This is a genomic window from Streptomyces sp. NPDC048295 (assembly GCF_040652135.1).
In the GTDB taxonomy this organism is placed as follows: domain Bacteria; phylum Actinomycetota; class Actinomycetes; order Streptomycetales; family Streptomycetaceae; genus Streptomyces.
Genome location: NZ_JBEZLL010000004.1, coordinates 284491 through 305281, shown reverse-complemented (window position 1 = coordinate 305281; position 20791 = coordinate 284491). Strand labels below are relative to the sequence as shown.

The 20791-nt window shown below is 73.0% G+C and carries 20 protein-coding genes; 7 read left to right on the top strand and 13 right to left on the bottom strand.

Annotated features, from left to right (window positions below):
* Positions 1-21: 21 nt before the first annotated feature.
* From AB0D53_RS08020 to AB0D53_RS07990, 7 genes are all read left to right on the top strand, one after another.
* Entirely contained in the window at positions 22-1155 is a 1134-nt protein-coding gene (locus AB0D53_RS08020) for a mannosyltransferase family protein (RefSeq protein ID WP_362442022.1), read from the top strand.
* Between the two features lie 185 nt (positions 1156-1340).
* Positions 1341-2024, top strand: coding sequence for a hypothetical protein (locus AB0D53_RS08015; protein ID WP_362441701.1), 684 nt, complete (start codon positions 1341-1343; stop codon positions 2022-2024).
* 91 nt (positions 2025-2115) lie between these two features.
* Positions 2116-2352 (top strand): ferredoxin, encoded by a 237-nt coding sequence (locus AB0D53_RS08010; RefSeq protein ID WP_362441698.1) that lies wholly within the window; start codon positions 2116-2118, stop codon positions 2350-2352.
* A complete protein-coding gene (locus AB0D53_RS08005) occupies positions 2342-3736 on the top strand; it encodes an FAD-dependent oxidoreductase (RefSeq protein WP_362441695.1) in 1395 nt (464 codons plus the stop codon). The genes AB0D53_RS08010 and AB0D53_RS08005 overlap by 11 nt, the downstream gene beginning before the upstream one ends.
* 23 nt (positions 3737-3759) lie before the next feature.
* Positions 3760-5001: a cytochrome P450 gene (locus AB0D53_RS08000; RefSeq protein ID WP_362441692.1), complete on the top strand. Its 1242-nt coding sequence runs from the start codon at positions 3760-3762 to the stop codon at positions 4999-5001.
* 109 nt (positions 5002-5110) lie between these two features.
* On the top strand, positions 5111-6838 hold the full coding sequence (locus AB0D53_RS07995; RefSeq protein WP_362441689.1) for a helix-turn-helix domain-containing protein: 1728 nt from the start codon (positions 5111-5113) through the stop codon (positions 6836-6838).
* Between the two features lie 202 nt (positions 6839-7040).
* On the top strand, positions 7041-8390 hold the full coding sequence (locus tag AB0D53_RS07990) for a diaminopimelate decarboxylase (RefSeq protein WP_362441686.1): 1350 nt from the start codon (positions 7041-7043) through the stop codon (positions 8388-8390).
* 101 nt (positions 8391-8491) lie between these two features.
* On the opposite strand, the gene AB0D53_RS07985 is transcribed toward AB0D53_RS07990, so the two are convergent.
* The 13 genes from AB0D53_RS07985 to AB0D53_RS07925 form a co-directional block, all read right to left on the bottom strand.
* Positions 8492-9550: a discoidin domain-containing protein gene (locus tag AB0D53_RS07985; protein WP_362441683.1), complete on the bottom strand. Its 1059-nt coding sequence runs from the start codon at positions 9548-9550 to the stop codon at positions 8492-8494.
* Complete coding sequence (locus AB0D53_RS07980; RefSeq protein ID WP_362441680.1) at positions 9547-10080, bottom strand: phage tail protein; 534 nt, start codon at positions 10078-10080, stop codon at positions 9547-9549. Before AB0D53_RS07980 ends, AB0D53_RS07985 begins: the two co-directional genes overlap by 4 nt.
* A 5-nt stretch (positions 10081-10085) precedes the next feature.
* Complete coding sequence (locus AB0D53_RS07975) at positions 10086-12044, bottom strand: putative baseplate assembly protein (RefSeq protein WP_362441677.1); 1959 nt, start codon at positions 12042-12044, stop codon at positions 10086-10088.
* Positions 12041-12454 carry a GPW/gp25 family protein gene (locus AB0D53_RS07970; RefSeq protein WP_072488546.1) on the bottom strand — a complete coding sequence of 138 codons (414 nt, stop codon included), beginning with the start codon at positions 12452-12454 and terminating at the stop codon, positions 12041-12043. The genes AB0D53_RS07975 and AB0D53_RS07970 overlap by 4 nt, the downstream gene beginning before the upstream one ends.
* Positions 12455-12460: 6 nt before the next feature.
* A complete protein-coding gene (locus tag AB0D53_RS07965; RefSeq protein ID WP_329814858.1) occupies positions 12461-12754 on the bottom strand; it encodes a PAAR domain-containing protein in 294 nt (97 codons plus the stop codon).
* Between the two features lie 36 nt (positions 12755-12790).
* Entirely contained in the window at positions 12791-14806 is a 2016-nt protein-coding gene (locus AB0D53_RS07960; RefSeq protein ID WP_362441672.1) for a VgrG-related protein, read from the bottom strand.
* A complete protein-coding gene (locus AB0D53_RS07955; RefSeq protein WP_362442018.1) occupies positions 14806-15591 on the bottom strand; it encodes a peptidase M23 in 786 nt (261 codons plus the stop codon). Before AB0D53_RS07955 ends, AB0D53_RS07960 begins: the two co-directional genes overlap by 1 nt.
* Positions 15592-15614: 23 nt before the next feature.
* Positions 15615-16052 carry a phage tail protein gene (locus tag AB0D53_RS07950; protein ID WP_072488542.1) on the bottom strand — a complete coding sequence of 146 codons (438 nt, stop codon included), beginning with the start codon at positions 16050-16052 and terminating at the stop codon, positions 15615-15617.
* Between the two features lie 135 nt (positions 16053-16187).
* Positions 16188-17978 carry a hypothetical protein gene (locus AB0D53_RS07945; protein ID WP_362441669.1) on the bottom strand — a complete coding sequence of 597 codons (1791 nt, stop codon included), beginning with the start codon at positions 17976-17978 and terminating at the stop codon, positions 16188-16190.
* Between the two features lie 29 nt (positions 17979-18007).
* Positions 18008-18151 (bottom strand): DUF6760 family protein, encoded by a 144-nt coding sequence (locus AB0D53_RS07940; protein ID WP_093896703.1) that lies wholly within the window; start codon positions 18149-18151, stop codon positions 18008-18010.
* Complete coding sequence (locus AB0D53_RS07935) at positions 18148-18606, bottom strand: hypothetical protein (RefSeq protein ID WP_329814854.1); 459 nt, start codon at positions 18604-18606, stop codon at positions 18148-18150. Before AB0D53_RS07935 ends, AB0D53_RS07940 begins: the two co-directional genes overlap by 4 nt.
* Entirely contained in the window at positions 18606-19049 is a 444-nt protein-coding gene (locus AB0D53_RS07930) for a phage tail protein (protein WP_072488539.1), read from the bottom strand. Before AB0D53_RS07930 ends, AB0D53_RS07935 begins: the two co-directional genes overlap by 1 nt.
* Positions 19050-19126: 77 nt before the next feature.
* Positions 19127-20677: a phage tail sheath family protein gene (locus AB0D53_RS07925; RefSeq protein WP_362441665.1), complete on the bottom strand. Its 1551-nt coding sequence runs from the start codon at positions 20675-20677 to the stop codon at positions 19127-19129.
* Positions 20678-20791 lie beyond the last annotated feature (114 nt).

Genomic DNA, 20791 nt, shown 5'->3' with positions numbered 1-20791 from the left:
GGCAGGAGGCTCGTCGCCCGGCTGTCTCGGCGGATCGGGCCCGCCGACCGCGAAGTGCTCTGGCTCTACCTGCTGACCCGGGTGGGCATCTGGACCACCGCCTACTGCACCCGCTGGCTCTTCCCCGACCAGGACGGGACGCGTCACGCGGGCTCCTTCTTCTCGTCGTGGCAGCGGTGGGACTGGTGGCACTACCTGCACATAGCGCAGCAGGGCTACTTCCCGGACGGGTCCGGTCCCTGGACGCCCGACTGGGACAACAGGGAGGCCTTCTTCCCCGGCTTCCCGTTCCTGCTGCGGGCCGTGCACACCGTCGTGCCGAGCTGGGCGGCCGCCGGTGCGCTGATATCCCTCGTCGCGGGCGGCGTCGCCGTGCTGGCCCTGGCCCGTATCGCCCGGCTGCACCTGCCGCAGGCCGCCGGGCAGCGCGCGGCCCTGTTCTTCCTGCTCTCCCCGTGTGCGGTCTTCCTGGCCGCCGGTTACACCGAGGCGCTCTTCCTCGCCCTGGCCCTGCCCGCCTGGCTGGCCGCCCAGCGCCTCGACTGGCCGGTGGCGGCCGTACTGACGTGCCTGGCCACCACCGTCCGGGTCAGCGGCCTCTTCCTCGCGGCGGCGCTGACGGTGCACTTCCTGGTGACCACGCGCAGCCCCGCCCAGTGGCGCCGTCTGCCCTGGCTGGCGCTGCCCGCCCTGCCGCCGTTCCTCTACAGCTGGTACCTGCACGCGCACACCGCCGACTGGATGGCCTGGAAGCACGCCGAGGAACGCGGCTGGTACCGCGACTTCCACGCCCCCTGGGAAGCGTGGCGGAACACCTGGCACGCCGCCTTCGGGCACTCCCAGGCCACCGGCTACGCCCTGATGTGCCAGGCCGAACTCCTCACCATGCTGGTCGGCGTCGTCCTGTGCGGCCTGCTGCTGCGGCGGCGGCGCTGGGCGGAGGCCGCGTACATCGCGCTCAGCCTGTGGGCCCTGGGCACCTCGTACTGGTACACCTCCATTCCCCGCGCGACCCTCCTGTGGTGGCCGCTGTGGACCGGTCTCGCCGCCTGGAGCCTTCAAAGTCCCCGCGTCAGGACCGCGTACCTCGTCGTCGCCGCCCCGCTGATGACCGTCTTCGCCGTCACCTTCCTCTCCGGCCGCTGGGCCGGCTGACGACGCGCCGCCGAAGCACGGCCCGGCCGATCTCGCGTGCCGGGCCGGCGGCGGAACCCGCGGCCGGCCGCAACTCACCCTCCCGCCCGGTCCGGGTGGCACCGGGGCCCGGGCGGGTGCTTGCTGGTCCCGGGGTGTGCCGGGCCGTCGGCCGCCCCGGAGCCGCAGGAGGTGAGCGCCCGCCCATGGAGCCGCGACCGGAGACACCGCCGAAGGCGCGAGACCGGGCTCTGCGCACACCGCGGGCCGCGGGAACGGCCGGGGTCGTCTTCGCGCTGCTGCTCGCCGCCGCCATCGTCATGATCCGGCTGGCGATCCCGTTCGAGCAGGGCAGGGGCACCGGCGAGTGGCTCACCAACCCCGCGCGCCGCCGCGCGGTGCGCACCGCGCTCGAACTCGTCCCGTTCGCGGGCATCTCCTTCCTGTGGTTCATGGGCGCCGTACGCGCACGCATCGGGGACGCCGAGGACAAGTTCCTCGCGACGGTCCTCCTGGGCAGCGGCCTGGTCTTCGTGGCGACCCTCTTCGGGGCCGCGGCGGCGGCCGGGAGCCTGCTGGCCACGGCCGACGCGGCCGGGCCCGGACCCGGCAGTCAACTGTGGCTGCTCGGCGGGCACTTCACGTACGGCCTGCTGACCACCTACTCGATGCGCATGGCCGCGGTCTTCGTCTTCTCGACCTCCGCCATCGGGCACCGGCTCGGCGTGCTGCCGCGCCCGCTGACGGTTCTGGGCGCCCTCGTCGGCCTGACGCTGCTCTTCGTGTCGGGCAGCGTCGCCTGGTCCGAGCTGGCGTTCCCGCTGTGGGCCCTGGCCGTCGGCGTCCACATCCTCGTACGCGCCACCGCGAACCCGCCGGGCGGCCGGTGACCCCATAACTCCATCGGGCCGCCTGTGCTCGCGGATCCGGAGCGGCCCTCGCACGCTGAGGCGGGGGTACTACTGGAAGGGCGGCCCCTTGATGAGGCTTGTCGTCGATCTCAACCGGTGTCAGGGGTACGCACAGTGCGCCTTCCTGGCGCCCGATGTCTTCGCCATGCACGGCGAGGAATCCCTGCTGTACAACCCGCACGCCGAGGCGGCGCAGCGCGAGCAGGTGCTGCGTGCCGCCACCGCGTGTCCGGTGCGGGCCATCCTGGTGGAGGACTCGGACGGGGCATCGGACGGGGCGGGAGAGGAGCTGTCCCATGTCCGCTGACGGTGCTCTGGAGCAGCTGAGGCGCGAGGGGCGGATCGTGATCGTCGGCGCCTCCCTGGCGGGCCTGCGGGCCGCGGAGACACTGCGGAAGGAGGGCTTCACCGGTTCGCTCACGCTGATCGGCGACGAGCCCCACGAGCCGTACGACCGTCCGCCGCTCTCCAAGCAGGTGCTGCTGGGCCATGCCTCCGCCGACCGCACCGAACTGCCCAGGATGCGCGGGCTCGACGCCGAGTGGCGGCTCGGAGCCGCCGCCACCGGGCTGGACATGGCGGCCCGTCGGGTGCGGCTGGCCGACGGGGACGAGGTGGAGTACGACCGGCTGCTGATCGCCACCGGTGTACGCGCCCGGCCGTGGCCGCATCCGACGGAGGCCGAGCTGGACGGGGTCTTCGTGCTGCGCACCCGCGAGGACGCGGCCCGGCTCCAGCGGCGGCTGGCCGCGTCGCCGCGGCGGGTGCTCGTCATCGGCGCGGGCTTCACCGGCTCGGAGATCGCTTCGGCCTGCCGCGAGCGCGGGCTGCCGGTGACCGTCGCCGAACGCGGCGCGGCACCCCTCGTCGGCGCGCTCGGCGGGGTGATCGGGCAGGTGGCCGCGGAGCTGCAGCGCGAGCACGGGGTGGACCTGCGCTGCGGGATCATGGTCACCGGCCTGGAGGGCGACTCGGCGGGGCGGCTGCGGCGCGCCCATCTGTCCGACGGCACCACCCTCGACACCGATGTCGCCGTCGTCTCGCTCGGCGCGACCCGGAACACCGAGTGGCTGGCCGGGTCCGGGCTCGGCGCCGGCCCGCGCGGAATCGCCTGCGACGCGGGGTGCCGGGCCTTCGACGTCCGCGGCATCGTGACCGACGACGTCTTCGTGGCCGGTGACGTCGCCCGGTCCCCGCACGCGATCTTCGGGTACCAGTTCCTCTCCCTGGAGCACTGGGGCAACGCCGTCGCGCAGGCCGAGACCGCAGCGCACAACATGATCAGCAGCAGTTCCGAGCGCCGCCCGCATCTATGGGTGCCGGCCTTCTGGTCCTCCCAGTTCGGGGTCAACATCAAGTCGGTCGGCGTCCCCTCGCTGGGCGAGGAGGTCATCGTCGCCCAGGGCTCGCTCGCCGAGCACCGCTTCACCGGTGTGTACGGGTACCAGGGCCGGGTCATCGCCGCGGTCTCCTTCGACCAGACGAAGTGGCTGGAGTTCTACCAGCGGCAGATCGAATCGGCCGCCCCGTTCCCGCCCGAGTACTCCTCGGTGGACCGCCGCCCCGAAGGTCTGCGACCGGTCCCGGCCGACTTCCCGGACCCCTCCCTGCCCACCCATGGGCCGTCCGTCACGGTCAGCGGCTACTCACCGACCGACCAGCGGATCACCTTCACCCCCGCCCGGGCCTGACCTCCAGCAAGGACCCCGCCACCATGACGCAAGACACGCTCCTGCGGCAGATCATCGACTACTCCAACCGTGCCGACCCGTACCCGCTGTACGCCGAGCTCCGCAGGGAGCCGGTGCGCCAGGAGGGGGACGAGCTGTTCGTCGTCAGCACGTACTGGGAGATCAAGAGCCTGCTGCACGATCCCCGGATCAGCTCGGACGCCCGCAACCTCTCCCCCAGTGCCGCCGGCACCCTGCTCCAGGAGGAGGAGGCCTCGCCGCTGCCGCCCGCCTTCCTGCGGCTGGACCCTCCCGAGCACGACCGTCTGCGCCGGATGACGATGCGCCCCTTCGGACCGCCGGAAACGCCCCGGCGGGTCCACAACATGCGCGGCGAGCTGGCCCGCATCGTCGCCGACCTCATCGACGGCTTCGGGGACCGGAAGGAGGTCGACATCGTCGACGACTTCTCGTACCCCTTCCCCGTCACCGTGATCTGCCGGCTGCTGGGCATTCCGCGTGAGGACGAGGCGCTCTTCCACTCCTGGGCCGACACCATCGCCGCCGGCCTCGACCCGGACCCCGGCCAGGACCCCGGCGAGCGGCGCCGCGCCACCCAGCAGGCCCGCACCGAGCTCGGGGCGTACCTGTCCGGGCTCATCGACGAACGCAGCGGGGCACCCGGCGACGACATGCTGTCCGAGCTGGTCACCCAGCACGGCCCGGACGGGGGGATGACCCGGATGGAGGTGCTCAGCACCGCCGCCCTGCTCCTGATCGCCGGTCACGAGACGACGGTCAACCTCATCACCAACGGGATGCTCACCCTGCTGCGCAACCCCGAGGTCCTCGAACGGCTGCGCAACGACTCCCGGTTGGCCGTCCCGCTCGTGGAGGAGCTGCTGCGCTTCGAGCCACCCGTGCAGTTGCTCCCGCAGCGCACCACCCTCGCCGACATCGACATCGCGGGCGCCACCATCCCCAAGGGCGCCTCCCTCTGGCTCGTCCTGGCCTCCGGCAACCGGGACCCGAAGCGGTTCGACGATCCCGACCGCTTCGACCCCGACCGGCAGGACATCCAGCATCTCGGCTTCGGCAGCGGCATCCACAACTGCTTCGGCGCACCCCTGGCCCGGCTGGAGGCACAACTCGCCCTGACCGAACTCGCCCGCAGACTCGACGGCCCGCGCCTGGTGGAGGACCCGCCCCCGTACCGGCAGAACGCCGTGCTGCGCGGCCCCCGTCATCTGAACGTCGCCTTCGACGGACTCCGTCCACGTCCCTGAAGCCGGTCGGTCCGGACCGTGACGGGCGGATGCCGGCCATGAGAGGCGGACCCTGACCATGACTGCCGGACCCTGACCATGACGGGTGGATGCGGACCATGATGGGCGGATGCCGACGCACGAACCGGGCCGGCGCGACACCGGCCCCTCGCTGGAGCAGATCCTCGATCTGATCGCCCCCGGGATGCTCGATGTCGTCGTGGCCCCGCGCGGTACCACCGTGCCGGTGGCCGGTGTGGCGCTGCACGACCCCGGCGAGGAGCGGGACGACGGGACCTGGTCGGCGACCGGGCTGATCCTGCTCGTGGTCGGCGTGGAGGTCGCCTCGCCCGAGGCCGTCGATGTACTGCGCGCCGCCGACCGGGCCGGGGCCGCCGCCGTGGTGATGCGGCGGGGCGGCCGGGGCCCGCGGGCGGCGCTGGTGGAGGCGGCGGGCCGGGGGCGTACGGCGCTGCTGGCCCGGCGGCCGGGGCAGGGCTGGACGGAGGTGCTCGGCGGCCTGCGGACCGCTCTGGCGCACAGCGCCCCGGCCGGGGCCGACGGGGTGGCCGGGATGGCGGGGCTGCGGCTCGGCGATCTGTCCGGGCTGGCCAATACGGTGGCGGACCTGGTCGGCGGAGCCATCACCATCGAGGACCCGCAGTCACGGGTGCTGGCCTACTCACGCCTGGACCACGAACCCGATCCGATGCGCCGACTGACGATCCTGGGCCAGGAGGTCCCCCGCTGGCGGGTCGTCGAGCTCCGCGAGAGCGGCTTCTTCCAGACCCTGTGGAGCAGCGAGGACGTGGTGCGGCTGCCCGCCGACGCCCGGTACGCCGAACGGCTGGCCATCGCCGTGCGCCACGGGCCCGAGGTGCTCGGCTCCATCTGGGCCGCCGCCGACGGACGGCCGCTCGCCGAGGACGCGGCGGCCGCGCTGCGCACGGCGGCACGGGCCGCGGTGCCGCATCTGTCCCACCACCAGACCTGGGGCCGGGCCGCGGCCCGGGCCCGGGAAGACGCCGTGCACGCGCTCCTGAAGGGCGACGTCCGGGCCGCGCACGAGGCCGGGGTCGCGACGGACCGGCCGTACGCGGTGGTGGTCGCGGAGGCGTACGACGGACACGAAGGGCGCCACGGGTACGACGGGCGCCGCGAGTACGACGGGTACGACCGGTACGACGGGCGGGCCGGGTCCGCCGTCACCGCCGGGCAGCGGGTGCTGGATGTGCTCGCGCTGCAGGCCGCCGCGTACCGGCCGGGGTGTGTGACCGCGCGGTCCGGGCGGCGGCTGTACGTCCTGGTCCCGGCCGGGGACGGGGAGACCGGCCCGGCCCGCACCCTGCTGGCGACGGCGCGCTCGGTGCCGCGCAGCGTGGTCCTCGCGGGCGCGGGTCCGGTGGCGGCCGCGTTGTCGGGGCTGCCCGCCTCTCGGGAGACGGCCGAGCTGGTGGTGCGGGTGCTGCGGGAGCGGGCCGGGGGGAGGCCGGCCGGGGAGGTGGTGTCGGCGGTCGCGGCGTACGACGAGGTGGTCCCCGAGACGACGGTGCTCCGGCTGCTCGACCGGGTGGAGCCGGTGTGGGATTCGCTGTCGGGGCCGGTGCACGCGATGGTGGAGCACGACCGGGCGCACGGTTCGGCGTACGGCGATTCGGTCGCCGCCTACCTCGACGCCTCCTGCGACACGGGCACGGCCGCGCGGCGCCTCAATGTGCACCCCAACACCCTGCGGTACCGGCTGCGCCGGGCCCGGGAGCTGTTCGGCGTCGATCCGGCCGACCCCGCCATGCGGCTGCTCGCGGAGATCGGGCTACGGCTCGCGGCCCGCCGGCCGCCCGGGAACGTCGGGCGTTGACCGCTCGGGGCGCTGCCCGTCGACCGTTCGGGGCGCTGCCCGTCGACCGTTCGGGGCGCTGCCCGTTGATCCTTCGGCTGTCCTGCACGGCAAAGGAATCGGCCGAGCGTCGTCGTGTCGGTCGAAGACGCGCCGTCCCCTGCGCGCCGAAGCTGTTCGTACATGACGGCGTGGCAGACGGAGGGGTGTTGTGGTGGTTGGCATGACTTCAGGCTCGGCGGCCCGGCAGCGCGGTGACCGCCGTACTGCGGCACTGGCGCGTGCCGTCGAGGACGGGCTCCTCGGTCCGCATGCGCCCGTGATCGGTCTCCTCGACGTGGACGGTGTGCTGGCGGCGGTGGAGGCACTGAACGAGGCGTTCGAGGGGCCCGCCCCGGTACGGCACACGTTCGCCGCCAAGGCGTGCGGCCTGGTGCCGGTGCTGCGGCTGCTGGCGGACGCGGGGATGGGGTGCGAGGTCGCCTCGCCCGGAGAGCTGGAGCAGGCCCTCGCGGCCGGGTTCACGTACGACCGGCTGGTCTTCGACAGCCCCGCGAAGACGGTCCAGGAGCTGGAGTTCGCGCTCGCCCACGGCATCGCGATCAACCTGGACAACTTCCAGGAGATGGCCCGGGTGGACCGGCTGCTGGCCGGCCGGGAGGCCGCCGGACCCATCGGGCTCCGGGTGAACCCGCAGGTGGGGGCGGGCGCCATCGGCGCGATGAGCACCGCGACCGAGACCTCGAAGTTCGGCGTCGCACTGCGCGACCCGGGCGCCGAGGACGCGGTGATCGAGGCCTTCGAGCGCCGGCCCTGGCTCAACCGGCTGCACGCGCACGTCGGTTCCCAGGGCTGCCCGCTGCCGCTCATCGCCGAGGGCATCCGCGCGGCCTACGAGCTGGCCGAGCGGATCAACGCCCGCCTGGGCCACCCCCGGATCACCGGGATCGACATCGGCGGCGGCCTGCCCGTCAACTTCGCCGACGAGGACGACCGGCCCACGTACGCCGACTACGTGGCCGCACTCCGCGAAGCCGCGCCGGGTCTCTTCGACGGCCGCTACACCCTCGTCACCGAGTTCGGCCGCTCCCTGCTCGCCAAGAGCGGAACGATCGGCACGGTCGTCGAGTACACCAAGTCCGCCGGGGGGCGGCGGATCGCGGTCACGCACGCGGGGGCCCAGGTCGCCACCCGTACCGTGTTCATGCCCGGATCCTGGCCGCTGCGCGTCGGCGTCTTCGACGCCTCGGGCCGCCCCAAGCAGGGACCGGCCGAGGTCGTCGACATCGCGGGCCCCTGCTGCTTCGCCGGGGACCTCACCGCGAGTGCGCGCGAACTCCCCGCCGTCGAACCCGGCGACGTGGTCGCGCTGTACGACACCGGGGCGTACTACTTCTCCTCGCACTTCTCGTACAACTCACTGCCCCGGCCCGCGGTGTACGGCTACCGCACCGGCGCCGACGGGCAGGTGCGGTTCGCGCCGGTGCGCGAGGCGCAGAGCGTGCGCGGGGTGGTCGAGGAGAGCGGCCTCGCGCAGGCGGACAACCTGGTGGCGCTGAAACGTACGGAGTGAGTTCTCGTCCGGGGCTCCCCGTTCCGGTGCTTCTCCCTGGAGGCGCCTCTCCCCGCCGGTGCTTCTCCCTGGAGGGGCCCCTCGCCGCCGGGGCCCCTCGCTCAGGACCTTCGGCCGAAGAACTCGATCTCGGCCACGGCGAGTCGGCGGCCGGGGCCCGCTCCGTAGGTGGTGTCGGTAGTGAGCCGGGCCCTGACGATCTCCGATCCGCGCAGGTCGAAGGTCTGCTGGCCCGGCTGGTCCTTGACCCGCAACTCCTTGCTGACGCTGGTGCCGTCGGCGGAGGTGAGCAGGACGGTGATCCTGGCCGGGCGGGCCTGGGTGAGGAACTCGTCCATCTTGGTCGACGTACCCGAGAAGACGACCAGCTTCAGCACCCGTACGGGCTGCTCGAAGTCGCACTCCAGGTACTGGCCCACCCCGGTGTCGGCCCCGGCGGCCGAGGGCGCCCAGTAGCGGTTGTTGAAGCCGTCGAACGCCGCACCCGCCGGATGCCCCGGGGCTCTGCTGGAGGCCCGGAACCGGGTGGGGGGCACCGCCTCCGGCGTCCCCGTCTCGTCCTTGGCGAAGCCGAGCCAGCCGGACAGGTGCGGCAGGGCGAACCAGACCCCGCACGCCAGCACGATCAGCACGATCGGCAGCGCCAGACCGGGGCGGCGCCACAGCCGGCGCTTCGGCCGGGTGCCCGCGATGGGCGCCTGACGCGGTCGCCGCCGAAAGATCCGGCGCCACCAGGGAGGCCGGACATCGGGCGGCGGGCCCGGGTCCAGGAGCAGTGCGCAGCGGATGCACAGGGTGCGGTCCGGGGCGTTCTCCGTACGGCAGTTGGGGCAGCGGACCGGCGGAGCAGGGGCCGGGCCGGGGGGTGTGTTCGCCGGGCCGGGCGGTACGTCGGGCAGCGCCTCGGGCCCCGGGACCGGCTCGTCCGGGTCGTCGCCGGGGCGACGCGGGGCGGCGGTCGGGGCAACGGGGGGCGGCGGGGCGGGCTGCGGCGCGGGGGCGACCGGCGGAACGTGGGGAGCCCAATGTGCCCGAGGCGGCCGGATGGTGGAAGGCGCCGGGGTCCCGGCCTCCGGCTCCTCCCACTCCAGGAACGCCTGGCACGACGTACAGAACTGCGTCCCCGGCGCGTTGTTCTGCCCGCACGACTCGCAGATCACAGGACCTCCAGGTCGAAGCCCACATGCGCCGGGATCTCCGTACGGATCAGCTCCTCCAGCCGCACCCGGTCGACCTGGTACGGCTGCGCGGCCCGGACTCGGACCGTCACCCACGGCCGCGGGCCGCCCGGGAACCGGGTTTCCGGCGTCGTCGACCACGCCGTGCCGCCGCTCTCCACGATCTCCGGCTCGATCCCCGTCTCCAGGAACACCGCCTCCGAGAGACCGCGCCGGGTGCCCCGCCGGCTGTGCCGCTCGACCGCGCCGCGCACCGTCGCGCGCCGCTGCTCGACCGGGTGGTCCGCGCGGGTGTCGACGGCCACCCACTGGGCCAGCCAGGCCAGGAAGTCCTCGGGCGCACTGCGGGGGTCGAGGTGGGCGGGCAGATTGTCGATGGAGAGCAGGACCGGGGCGAGTACGTCGTCGAGCGCCGCGAGGAACCGGCGCAGGAAGTCCTGCTCCAGGTAGACCGCCGGGAGCTGTTCGATCAGCGGGTGCGGGGTCGGCAGGCCGGTCACGGCAGTGCGCATGGCGGTCAGGCCTCCCGTACCCGGAGCTGGTGCTCGTAGCTGAAGACCAGCGCGTGCCGGTCCAGCTCGATCTTGGTGGTGGGTTCGCCGCGCTGCCCGTTCACGGGGTCGGCGGGAAAGAGGCGTACGTCCTCCACCAGGTCCACGCCCGGCACCTGTTGCAGTACGGCGAACGCCTCGCCCGACTGGATCGGCCGGCCGAACGGCCAGCCGTCGCGGCCCGGTCCGCCGCTCAGCGGGTTGAAGTAGCTGTAGAGCGCGGTCAGCGCCTCCTCGCGCACCTGCTCCAGCACGACACCCCGGCGGGCCTGGACCGTGGCGACCACGGTGACCCCCTGGTAGAAGGGCCGCTCGACCACCAACCGGGCCCCGATGGGCCTTCGTTCGTCCAGATGGCCCGCGATCAGGGCGAGGGTCTGCTGCGGCGGGACCAGCTCGTCGAACTGGATCCGGCCCTGCTCGTCGCTGCGCCCGGCCGGTACGACGAGCAGCCGCACCCCGCCCGCCTCGACGTCCGAGTCCCCGCCGGCCGGGATGCACTGCACCCGGGCCGCGTCGGGTGCGACCTCCCGGGCGAGCAGTTCGTAGTCGTGCGGCACGACGGCCCGGCGCAGGGTCCGCAGTGTCATCGGCCCGCGCACCCGGGCGTTCTCCACCGTCTCGCCGTCGACCCCGCCGAGCGCGGGCCGGCGGTTCTCGACCCGGGCCACGTACGGGATGGCGCTGCGCAGCACCCGGAGCGTGGAGGTGGCCACATTGCCGCGCAGTCCGCCGCCGGTGCGGTACGAGCGCACGCGCACGGTGGCGCCCTTGGGCGGCACCTTGCCGTAGTGGCGGATGGAGCCGTCGCGCTCCCGTACCGCCGGCCCGAATTCGACCCGCCCCGAGTTGGGGTCGAGGGTGATGTGCCGGTCCTCGGGGCCGGAGTGCGCGAAGTCGTCGACCCGGGTCCACTCCGTGCCCTGCGGGCCTCCCTCGGGGTCCGCGACCTCGACGACGAAGTCGCCGGGGACGACCGGCGGGCGGCTCACCATGAAGATCTGGCCGGGTACGCCCTCGGCCGGGCCGAGCACCTCGTCGGTCACCGTCTCGGCGTGCACGGCGCCGACGGTCGCGCCGATCGTGAACGCGGTGATCCGGCGGACCACCGGGGGCGCCATGTAGGTGGGCTGCCCGGGGACGGCCTCCACCAGACGGCAGCGCAGCCAGCCGCCGGTGCGGCGTACGACGACGGCGGGCGTGTGGCCCTGGGGCAGGTGCAGGATCAGCTCTCCGGACCGGTTGAAGCCGCCCGTGTCGTCCTTCTCGATCTCGCAGGCCTTCCAGGCGCTGCCGTCCCACGCCTCCCAGACCAGCGGCGGCCGCAGCGGGTCCACGCCGACGCCCTCGACCGCGCAGTCCAGCCGCAGCGCGACGACCCCCGACGGTACGGCCGCGGACAGGCCCACGTAGAGGGCGTCGCCGGGCGCGGGCGTGGCGCCGAAGCAGGGCACGGACCGGCCGAGCGCCAGTTCCTCGGTACGGTCCAGGGCGTCGCCGGAGGTCGGCCAGGTGGCGAGGTGGGCGAACTCACAGGGCACTACGGACAGTTCGCCGACGGTGGTGAAGACCACCGCCTCCTCGGTCTCCGTGCGTACGGTCGCGACCTCCGTGCCCGCCCGCACCCGTACCGGTTCCGGCTGCGGCGCGGAGAGCCGGAACGTCACATCGGTGCGGGCGGCCGTGGGCTGGTGGAGCCGGACCCCGATCAGGTCGAGGAAGGTCAGATAGCTCTTCTCCGGGACCCGGTTCACCCGGTAGACGAGCTGGTCGACCATGGTCGCGAAGGCCTCGATGAGGGTCACGCCCGGGTCGGACACGTTGTGGTCGGACCACTCCGGGCAGCGCTGCTGGACGAGCCGTTTCGCCTCGTCGACCAGGCCCTGGAAGCGGCGGTCGTCCAGATACGGGCTGGGCAGCGTCACGCGCCGTCCACCTCCTCGTGCTGCGGGATCACATAGAACGGGAAGACCAGGTTCCGGGGGTCGTTGGCGCCCCGGACGGTGTAGCCGATGTCGATGTACAGGACGCCGTTGTCCACCTCGTCGAAGCGGACGACGACCTCGGTGACCTCGATCCGGGGCTCCCACCGGTCGAGCGCGAGGCGCACCTCGTACGCGAGCTGCCCGGCCGTGCCGGCGTCCGCCGGGGCGAACACGTAGTCGTTGACGGCGCAGCCGAACTCGGGCCGCATCGGCCGCTCGCCCGGTGACGTCGCCAGGATCAGCCGGATCGACTCCTCCAGCTCGTGCTCCCCGCGCACCAGGGCGATGGAACCGGTGGCGTCGGTGCGCGGCGGGAAGGCCCAGCCCGCGCCGATGAACTCCTGGCCCATGGACGCTCAGCCTCCGATCAGTACCGTCGGGCACCCGGACACGATGGGCGCGCCGCAGGCGGACCGGTCCCCGACGCGTGCGGCGGGCTGTCCGCCGATCAGCACCGTGGTGCTGCCGGGCGGCGTGATCACGGACGGGGCGTGCACCGCGGGCGGCGGCATCGCGCACAGGTGCGGGGTGCCGACCGTGGCGGCGGGGAGCCCGCCGATCAGCACGGTCGGGACGCCGGGGGGCCCGACCGTGCCGGGGTGTCCGGTGGGGTCACCGACCCGTGCGGCTGCCGCCGCGGCTGCTGACATGGAAGTCCGTTCCTCTCGATCGGCGCGTCCGCGCGGTCAGTTGATCCTCACCATGGGTGCGTTGATGGCGAGGGAGCCGCCGCCCTTGATGTCGGTGCGCTGTGTTCCGTTGACCGCGACCTGGGCGCCCCGGACGTCGACCGTGCCGCCGGTGGAGAGCTTGACCTCGCCGTTCCCGCCGTCGACGTTCACTCCGCTGCGGGACTTCAACGTGACGCTGTCGCCGCTGAGTTCGAGCGCCCCCTGCCCGCCGTCCAGCGCGACCCCGCGGGCCGCCTTGATGGACACCTGCTGCTTGGCCTCGATGTTCACGCTGCCGTCGCTGTTGATCACGATCACGGTGCCCCGGCGGTCCAGGTCGATCTTCAGCTTTCCGTCGCCGGTGAGCAGGCGTACGCCCTGCGGCCCGTTGGCCTCGTCGAGGATCTCCAGCTGGTCACCGCTCTTGGCGGCGACCGAACGCCGGTTGACGGCCCCGCTGGTCGGGTCGACCAGCGAGCCTCCCGGGGCGGAGGAGGAGGGCGTGCCCGAGGCGGGCGCTCCGGAGGCGGGTGTTCCCGAGGGGGATGTTCCTGAGGGGGATGTTCCTGAGGGGGACGACTCGCCGTTCCCGCCGCCACCACCACCGCCACCGCCACCGCCGCTGCCCTGCGACGGCCGGTCCTTCCCGTTGTACAGCCCGGCGAGGACGTACGGGCGGTCCAGGTGCCCGTGCTCGAATCCCACCAGCACCTCGTCCCCGACCTCGGGGATGAACGCCTCGCCGCCGCTCGTCCCGCCCGACTGGGCCGTGCGCGCCCAGTCGCTCGCGTACTCGTCCGACAGCCAGGGGAACCGCACCTTGACCCGGCCCGAGCCCTCCGGGTCCTGGGTGTCCGTGACCGTCCCGCTGACCAGCCCCACGCAGCGCGACCCGCCCGGGCCTCCAGCACCGGACCCGCCGGAACCCGGACCTCCGCCGGTCAGCCCGAACAGCGAACGCTCCTGCTGACCGGAGACGGTGAGCCAGGTCTCGTACCCGCGCACCGGGTCGAAGACATGCCGCGACGTCGTGACCGTGTACCGCCCCTCGAACGGCGCCCCCACCGCGTTGAGCGCCACCGCGCTGCCGGCCCGCACCTCCGGGTTCCCCCGGATCACCGCCTCCAGCTCCGCGAACGACCCGGCGATCCGCTCGGCCAGGGCCTTCGCCGCCTGGTCCACCTGGGCCTGCGCCCCGTACGCCGTGTCCGTGACCACGAAACGCGCCTCGCCGAACGGGGCGGACACCTCGGCCGCGCTCACCCCCAGCTCCAGGGTCGCCGACTTCCCGGCGGGCGCCCGCCCGACGAGCGGCTGCTTGGTCTTGACGTCCCAGCCGCGCACCTCGACCTCGGAGACCTGCTCGGCGGACGACACCCCGGCACGGCAGCGCAGCAGGTTGCTGCCCATCTCCAGGACCAGAGGATTACGGTCGGCGCGCGCCGAGCCGTCCGGTGCGCCGCTCGCCTCCGCGGGCCGGGTGATGTGCAGCTGTCCGTCGAGGACGTACGCCTGGGCGCCCGCCTCCTCCGCCAGGTCCCGGACGAACTCCCAGTCGGTGACGTTGGGCTGGGCGATGTGTTCGAGCACGGGACCGGCCACGTCGACCTTTCCCGGCTTCAGTCCGGCGCGCTGGGCGACCTGGGCGCAGATGTCGGCGAGCGTCATGTTCTGGTAGCTGGCCACCCGGCGGCCGCGGAACAGCCGGTGCGACTCGTCGAGCCCGCGTACGACGGTGAAGGTGCCGGTCTCGTCGAGCTCCACCTCCAGGGCGGTGACCACGCCCTTCAGCAGCGGTTTCGGTGCCGAGTCGCCGCCTGCCCGGGCCAGCAGCCTGATCTCGCTGCCGATCTTCAGCCCGGTCTGGCCCAGCAGGACCCGGTCCGGGTCGCGGAAGCGCAGCAGGAACAGGTCGGGCAGCGTCCGGCTGTCGTCGACGTACCCCTCGACCAGGGTGTTCACGAACTTCGGCGGCAGTGGACTGCCGCCGAGCTCCACCACCAGCGCCGTCGCGACGCCCGGCTGCGCCATCAGGACCGCCCTCCGTCCCGGCCCTCTTCGAGCCGGCCCAGCTCGTCGAGCGCGGGGAGCAGCAGCTGCCGTCCGGGGGCCAGCCGCATCGGGTCGTCGATCCCGTTCGCCTCCGCGATCACCCGCCAGGCGGCCGGGTCGCCGTACTCGCGCTGGGCGAGCGAGGGCAGCGAGTCCCCGGCGCCCAGCCGGTGCACCCGGCGGGCCGCGAGGGCGCCCGAGGTCGGGTTCTGGCCCGGGGTGTCGCCGCTGATCTCCTCCATCGTCACCTGGCAGACAGCCCGGATCGGCACGCCCGACGTGGTGAACAGGGTGTATTTCGCCTGCACTTGACTGACATAGCCGGGGAACCCGGTCAGGCCGCCCCAGTGGAAGACGACCCACGGCGGCGAGGAACGCTGTTGCTGCCGGGTCTCGTTGGTCGGCACGCAGCACGCGAAGAGCTGCTCCACGGAGGTCACCACGCGGGTGTCCTGGGTGTCGCTGGCGTCGAAGAACATCTCCACGGTGAGCTTGCTGGGCTGCGAGCCCTGGTACTCCGGCGGGCCGGAGCTCTTCGCGCCCTTCGCCGGACTCCGCTTCCAGGAGGCGGCCTTGGTGAGGCTGAGTTCCTTGGGGTTGAACTGGAAGTCGATCCGCCCGCACGGTCCGCCCGGGGTGAGGCCGCCGCCGGTCGGCGGGGTCCGCAGTTCCAGGTAGGCGTGCTCCAGCTTGGGCCTGGCCGAACCTCCCTTGCCGGCCTTCGCGGCCGATGCCCCCGACGTACCGGCGGCACTGAAGGCGATGGGACCCGCACCGCTCACGACGCTCAGCCCTCCATCACATAGCCGTGATGGGCGATCTCGATCGTCTCCATCGCGACCTTGGGCGATTCGGGGGTGAAGGAGGGGCCGGTCCAGCGGACGGGAACGACCTCCAGCAGCCCCCACTGGGCCACCTTCTGCCCGTCCCCGGTCCGCGCCTCGATGTGGGCCGTCTTGCGGCTGAACCCGGTCGTCATGGTGGCGAACCAGCGCGCCACCTTCTCGGTCTCCTTGGTGAGCGGCCGCGACAGCTTGACGTTCGAGTACTTCAGGCGGGTCGGCAGCTGCCACAGATGCCCGTTGTTGCCGCCCTCCTCCCGTGTTTCGAGCACCACTTCACAGCCCAGCCCGTCGCATGTGTTGAACGATCCGAGCTCGATGTCGTCGATCGTGACGACGAAGCAGACGCTGACGGCGGGATCGTTCTCCTGGGCGGTGGCCATGGCGCGTACCTCTCACTTCCCTTGTTGTCGCTGCCGTTCTCAGTGCCTGGTGTCTGCCTCGGTGCCTGATGTCGGACTCGGGGCTTGGTGTTGACCTCGGGGCTTGGTGTTGACCTCGGTGCCTGGTGCGTCGACTCAGTGCCTGGTGTTGATGAGGAATCCCGCCCGTTCGCGTTCCAGCCGCAGATCCGCCTTGAAGAGCCTGCTGAGCGGCGGGTACAGGGCGCGTACCAGCTCGTCGGTGACGACGGGCGCACCTCCTGGGGCGGCGCCGTGGCCGGGCGCGCCGGTCGCCGCGTGTTCCCCGGTCGCGGCTCCGGGTTCCGGTCGGGGCTCCGGCTCGGGTTCGGGCGCGGCCTCCTCGGGCGGGTCCGGTGGCGGTGGCTCCTCGGTCACGGTCTCGCGCTGGACGACGGGCGGCGCGTACGACGGGGGCGGCGACCCGAAGACGACGCTGCCGTCGGCCATCCGCTGTGCCACCCCGGCCGCCACGGCGACCGAACCGGCCGGGACGAAGGAGGACCCGGACGCCGAGGAGGCGGGGGCGCCGGACGGTGCGGTACGGCTACCGGATCCCGGCAGCGAACGGGGCACCGGCGGCCCCCCGGCCGCCTGCCGCTGAAGGGCGGGAAGCGGCGGAGAAGACGCGCCCGTCCCCTGCCCCGCGGTCGTGACGGCAGTACGTTGCAACGCCGCCGGTACGGAGGGGGTCGCCGCCGCCATCGACGACGTACCCGCCCCACCGGACGTCCAGCGCACCGGTACGGCATCGGCCAGGGAGACCGGTTCCGCACCCGGCACCGGAATCGGCCCCGTACCGGCCGGCGGGGACGGTGCCACCCCGTCCACTGCGGAACGCTGTACGGCCCCCGGCCCACCACCGCTCACGTTCTGCAGCGTCACGGGACGGTCGGCGAGCAGCGGCGCGACCGGCGCGGTGCTCGGGGGCGGCGCGAGGGGACCTTGCGGCGGCACGGCGGGAGTCCGCTGCACCGCGGGTGCGGGGCCCGTCGGTGCGGAGTCCGACGCGGCGGGGAGCAGGGGGGAGTCGCCGAGCAGCGGCGCGGTGGGCCCGCCGGAGCCGGGCTCCGCATCCGGGGCCATGGGCACCTGCGCGGCCCCGGAAACCTCGCCGCCCCCGCCGTCCCCGCTGTCCGCCGCACTCCGGGCAACCGGAATCCCGCCGGACACACCGGACTCCGCACCAGGACCCTCGACGGCGGCCTGTCGCTGCGCCGTTGGCGGCAGCGCGGACATGGGCGCGCCAAGACCGGGCGCACGCCGGGCCGGGCCGGGCGCGGGCGGCATCACCGATCGCTGAACGGGCGGAGCCGGGGCTGGATGCGGGTGCAGGTGCGCGTTCGGCGTCGTGGGCCCGGGCCCTGGCTCGTGCTCGGGCTCGGGCCCGGTCGAGGCTGATCCGGACGCCGCCACAAGGGGCTGCTCGCCCACCAGTTGGCGTACCGGCAACTCCGCCACGGCCGCCTCCCCGGCCGACGTCATCGCAGGTGCGTCACCCGGAACGACACGCTGCACGGGCAGGGACAGAGGCACGGACAAGGAGACGGGCCCGGCCCCGGCCGACAGCCCCGCCGAACGCTCCACGGACCGCTGCACCGGCGACGGACGGTCCGCGGTGACCGGGGCGGCCGGGGCGGTGATCCCGTGCACCAGCCCGGTGGGCGCGTCCGGGCTGACCAGATGGCCGAGGGGAGTCCCGAGCGAGGTGTCCTGCCGGGTGGAGAGCGACCCCTGGAATCCGGAGGGGTCGATGACCAGGCCCTGAGTCCCCAGGGTCCGCTGGATCGGCGGCAGTTCGGACAGATCGACCCGTTCGCGCAGCGGAGCAGGCGGAGCGGCGACGTTCTCCGCCCCCGCACTCGTCTCCGTGCGCCCGCCACCGCGCAGCCAGGACATCAGGCCCATGGATTTTCCCGCCCTCCCTGCGCTGTTCGCTACTGCCCGTTGAGGCGAGCGATCTGTGCGACGAACCTCAGTCGTTCCGGGTGCTCCAGGTCCAGCAGCTCATCGAGCGGCCAGTGGAAGTGATAGGCGAGGTACGCGACCTCCTCGTAGAGCAGGTCGGCCGCGTACGTCACGATTCCCCCAGGCGGCCACCGGCGAGATTCACCGCGAACTCCTCCTGGCAGGCCGGACAGGTGACGGCGGCGCGGGTGTGCCCCTCGGCGTTGATCCGCCGGTAGAAGTCCTGGAGGAAGGCCAGGTCGGAGGCGAAGAGGTCCTCGATGATGCCGGGGTGGATGTCGTCGATCGTGCCGATCCGGGTGACGACCCGGGCGATGAGCACGACCGAGAGGTACGCGGAGTTCTCCCGCACCCGGTCGTCCCGCAGCGGCACGAGTTCGTCGCGCGCGGTCGCGAGCCGCATGACGCCCGTATGGTGCACGACGCCCGCGTCGTCGACGTACCCGCGCGGCAGCTCGAAGGTGAACTCGGTACGCAGCGGCTCCCGTTGACCGGAGCGCCCGTTCCCACCGGCCGGGAGGCGCGCGTCCGGCCGCTCAGGGGCCTCCGCCGGAGCCGTACGCCGCATCAGTCGAGTTCCATGCTCTCGTAGGTGATCGCGAGCTTCTCCGTCAGGACCGAGGTGTCACCGGCCTTGAGGGTGCCGATCTCCAGGGACTTCGGCCAGGCGTTGATGAGCTTGTAGCGCTTGATGGCGATGCCCTCGTGGTCGTACACGATCACCGCCCCGTTGCGGCGGGCCGCGGTCATCCGGCCGAACCGGGAGTCCTTGATCCACCGTTCGAAGCTGTTGTCCTCGGTGAGGCCGCGGGTCACGGTCACCTCACCGGCCTTCGGCCTGCCCGGGAGCTTCTTGATGGCGTAGCGGCCGTCGGCGGTGTTCTGCTTCAGCTCGATGACGTCCTGTTCCATCTTCAGACCGCTGACCTCGGTGATCTGCTTGATGACGACGCTGTCGAATTCGAGGCCGAAGGAGGCCCCGACGGTGCTGTCGAGATCGGGAAGTGGCACAACAGGCTCCTTTACCGCTTTTACCGCTTGGTGGACCTCAGGACGGCCGCGCTGCCACGGCCCGGCGCCCGGCGGCGCTACTCGTCGACACCGCCGGTGCCCCCGGTCAGCTGGGAGAGGCGGAAGACGACGAACTCGGCCGGCCTGACCGGTGCCACCCCGATCTCGCAGATGACCTGACCTGCTTCGATGCTCTCCGGCGGGTTGGTCTCGCGGTCGCACTTGACGTAGAACGCCTCTTCCGGGGTGAGCCCGAACAGCGCCCCCTTGCGCCACTCGTTGACCAGGAATGCAGATACGGTGCGCCGGATACGGGCCCACAGGGCGTCGTCGTTCGGCTCGAAGACGACCCACTGCGTCCCGGCGAGGATCGACTCCTCCAGGTAGTTGAAGAGGCGCCGTACGTTCAGATAGCGCCAGGCGGGGTCGGAGGCCAGCGTGCGCGCGCCCCAGACCCGGATGCCGCGCCCGGGGAAGGAGCGGATGCAGTTCAGCCCGATCGGGTTGAGCAGATCGTGTTCGCCCTTGGTCAGCTGGGTCTGGAGAGCGACCGCCCCGCGCACGACCTCGTTGGCCGGGGCCTTGTGCACCCCGCGCGACTCGTCGTTGCGGGCCCAGACCCCGGCGATGTGGCCGCTCGGCGGGACGAGCCGGGCGCGCCCGGACGAGGGGTCGGCGACCCGGATCCAGGGGTAGTAGAGCGTGGCGTACTTGGAGTCGAAGTTGGCGCTGCCGGTGCGCCACGCGCGGATCTGCTGCGGGCTCAGTCCGGGCGGCGGGTCGAGAATGGCGACGCGGTCGCCCATCAACTCGCAGTGGGTGATCAGCCCCTGCTGCACGGCGACGACCGACTCCAGGTCCAGCAGCCCGCGTTCGTACGCGCTCATCAGGTCCGGCACGGCGATGGTCGTGACTTCTTCGACCGCTTCGAGCCCGCCGAGACCGGTCCGGCGGTCGGGGTCTCCGACGTACAGCTCGGGGGTCAGCGCACCTGCCCCGGGCGACGCGGGCGCGGCGGGGGCCAGGGTCACGCTCTGCGGCTCGGGTCTGGCCGGGGCGGCACCGCGGGCCGTCTCGCGTATCTCGATGAGCTCCGACTTCGCGTTGACCCGGGTGGCGACGTTCTCCTTGCTGCGCTTGGTCGTGACGCCCGGGTACGTCTCCGCGACCTGCCCGTCCCGCTTCACGATCAGCTGGAAGACGTCGGAGGGCGGATCGTCCCCCTCCGCCTCGGTCACCTCGACGGTGACCTCGCCCGTCACACCGGGGCGGGGCTTCACCGCGTACGGCCCGAGCTGCGTCTCCGAGCCCGCGGGAAGCTGGCCGGCGCTCGGTTCGTCGTCCCCTTCGGCCGGCGGTTCGCTGCCGTCACCGATACGCACCACATAGCAGACGCCCCCGCCGTTGGCGAAGAACCCGTACACGGCCGAGGCCAGATACGTACCGTCGACGAAGTCACCGAACGTGCCGGCGAACTGGCTCCAGTTGGTGATCAGCGTCGGCTCGTCGAACGGGCCCTTCTGGGCGAAGCCGACGAGGGCGGCGACCGAGGTGCCCACCCCTTCGATCGGCCGGGACCCGGACTCGATCTCTTCGACGTAGACGCCCGGGGACAGGTACGACGGCATGTGAGTCTCTCCTTGGCCGGGGAACGCCCGCAATTCTCGCGAGAGCGGCGATCACCGGGAACGGACACTCGGCCGCCCGCCCGTGCACCGGCCGCTGCCCGATCAGGCAATGCG

Coding starts and splice junctions, on each gene's coding strand:
- AB0D53_RS07970 (WP_072488546.1), bottom strand. CDS start 12,454: ATGGGCCAGGAGTTCATCGGCGCGGGCTGGGCCTTCCCGCCGCGCACC.
- AB0D53_RS07960 (WP_362441672.1), bottom strand. CDS start 14,806: ATGGCGCAGCCGGGCGTCGCGACGGCGCTGGTGGTGGAGCTCGGCGGC.
- AB0D53_RS07935 (WP_329814854.1), bottom strand. CDS start 18,606: ATGCGGCGTACGGCTCCGGCGGAGGCCCCTGAGCGGCCGGACGCGCGC.
- AB0D53_RS07980 (WP_362441680.1), bottom strand. CDS start 10,080: ATGCGCACTGCCGTGACCGGCCTGCCGACCCCGCACCCGCTGATCGAA.
- AB0D53_RS07965 (WP_329814858.1), bottom strand. CDS start 12,754: ATGTCAGCAGCCGCGGCGGCAGCCGCACGGGTCGGTGACCCCACCGGA.
- AB0D53_RS07950 (WP_072488542.1), bottom strand. CDS start 16,052: ATGGCCACCGCCCAGGAGAACGATCCCGCCGTCAGCGTCTGCTTCGTC.
- AB0D53_RS08000 (WP_362441692.1), top strand. CDS start 3,760: ATGACGCAAGACACGCTCCTGCGGCAGATCATCGACTACTCCAACCGT.
- AB0D53_RS08015 (WP_362441701.1), top strand. CDS start 1,341: ATGGAGCCGCGACCGGAGACACCGCCGAAGGCGCGAGACCGGGCTCTG.
- AB0D53_RS07945 (WP_362441669.1), bottom strand. CDS start 17,978: ATGGGCCTGATGTCCTGGCTGCGCGGTGGCGGGCGCACGGAGACGAGT.
- AB0D53_RS08010 (WP_362441698.1), top strand. CDS start 2,116: ATGAGGCTTGTCGTCGATCTCAACCGGTGTCAGGGGTACGCACAGTGC.
- AB0D53_RS08005 (WP_362441695.1), top strand. CDS start 2,342: ATGTCCGCTGACGGTGCTCTGGAGCAGCTGAGGCGCGAGGGGCGGATC.
- AB0D53_RS07995 (WP_362441689.1), top strand. CDS start 5,111: ATGCCGACGCACGAACCGGGCCGGCGCGACACCGGCCCCTCGCTGGAG.
- AB0D53_RS07925 (WP_362441665.1), bottom strand. CDS start 20,677: ATGCCGTCGTACCTGTCCCCGGGCGTCTACGTCGAAGAGATCGAGTCC.
- AB0D53_RS07990 (WP_362441686.1), top strand. CDS start 7,041: ATGACTTCAGGCTCGGCGGCCCGGCAGCGCGGTGACCGCCGTACTGCG.